This window comes from Streptomyces sp. NPDC006265, assembly GCF_040613555.1.
GTDB lineage: Bacteria > Actinomycetota > Actinomycetes > Streptomycetales > Streptomycetaceae > Streptomyces.
This window is the reverse complement of record NZ_JBEXSH010000503.1, coordinates 4,932-6,563: the sequence shown is the minus strand read 5'-3', so window position 1 is coordinate 6,563 and position 1,632 is coordinate 4,932. Positions and strand designations below refer to the sequence as shown.

The window sequence follows — 1,632 nt, the reverse complement described above, 5'->3', positions numbered from 1 at the left end:
GCTCCTTGCCCGTGTTGTTGCCCTCGAAGCGCACACACGTCTTGATCTTCTTCTTGCTGTCGCCGTGGATGCGGATCTTCGACAGCGTCGCCGTGTCGCCGTAGTTGGCGTTGACCCCGACGATGGAGTTCATCGGCGCCGTCACGTCGATGTCGCTGAGCACGATCGTGCGCTTGTACTGCGTCTTGCAGTTGCCGCAGGAGCGGACCAGCTTGCCGGCCTTCTGCACCTGGAAGCCCGATACGTTCAGCGTGCCGGCGCCGTTGAACTGCAGCACCTTGTCGTCGGCGTTCTTCGCGCCGCCGCCGATCACCTTGTACACCGCGGAGGAGGACTTGCCCTTGAAGCTGGCCGCGTCCTCGCCGACGTCCGTCCACCACACGTTCTGCAGCGTGCAACTGCCCTTGCAGTGCACTCCGTCCGCCGCCGGGGTGCCGATGATGACGTTCTTGAGGACCGCGCCGTCGGCCAGCTCGAAGAGCGGGTCCTGATCCTCGTCCTGGCTGCCGTCGCCGAGCGCGCCGGTGCCGTAGAACATCTTCATCCCGCCGTCGCGCACACCGGAGACCGGGATCGTCTTGGACACGGGGGTCTTGCCCTTGTCCGTGGGCCAGGGGGAGGCGGCGCCCGCTGTCGAGAGCATCGACGTGGTGACGATCGCCGCACCCGTGATGCCGAACGCGGACACCGCGGCGATCACGGCCCGCCGCTTGGTGACACCGCGGCGATGGCGGACGCGCTGTTCTGCCGGTGCAGTCATGTACCGATTCCTCAGTTGGGTGGTGGCTCTTGCGCGTTGTGGTGGTCACCGGTGAGGAAAGGGTTGCCGCCTCTCCAGGAATTTTTCACGAGTCACCGTCGTCGACCGCCGCGAAGCCGCCGCCCACCGACAGCTGTCGCGAAGCGGCAGTGGCCGTCACCGAGTAGCCGTCCTTCCCCGCGTCGCGGCCGCCGCGGGCGTGGTCGAACTGTCCGGCGAACACCCACGCGCCGGCCGGTACCGTGCGGCCCTCCTTGAGGGTCCAGGTGTAGACGAGGAAGCCGTCCTGCTCGGCGACCGCGAGGGTGAAGTCGTGCTCGGGCAGCGAGCGCCAGGCGCCCGCGTTCGAGACCCCGCCGGTCTGGGCCACCTTCAACCGCACGGTCAGAGCGGTCAGTTGCCCGCGGGTCCTGAGGGTGATGTTGCTCTGCGCCCAGAAGTCGTTGCTGTGCGGGTCGACCGAGCCGTCCGACCAGAGTGGACCGTCCTCGGTGGCGGCGGGCGGCCGCTCGGTGGCCGGGGCGCTCGGCGTCCTCGACGGCGGCGGGCCGGACTCGCGGCGCTCGGGCGACCGGCTCGGCGTCGGTTCCACCGGAGCCGGGGGCGCGGGGGTCCGGCTCGTCGCCTCCGGCGACGGGGTGGGGGTCGGCGACGTCGCCACCTCCTGCTGCTGCGGGGCGGCCTCGTCCTTCACCGCGGACGCCACCGCGTAACCGCCCACCGCCAGCACGCCGGCGACCGCGGCCGTGGCGCCGGCCACGCGCATCCAGCCGAACGCCGGCGGACGCGTCGCCCGGTGACCGGAACCGGCCGGACCGGCCATGCCGCGCTCGACCCGGGCCAGCATGCGCTCCCGGTCGGGCTGGTGTGCC

General features: G+C 70.8%; 2 protein-coding genes. Both read right to left on the bottom strand.

All coding sequences use genetic code 11. The annotated features are described in order from the left end of the window. Positions 1 to 760: pectate lyase (locus ABZ281_RS31880; RefSeq protein WP_356661128.1), on the bottom strand; the 760-nt coding region annotated here is incomplete at its 3' end. A gap of 85 nt (positions 761 to 845) precedes the next feature. Further along, on the bottom strand, positions 846 to 1,632 hold a 787-nt coding region (locus ABZ281_RS31875), incomplete at its 5' end, for a hypothetical protein (protein ID WP_356661126.1).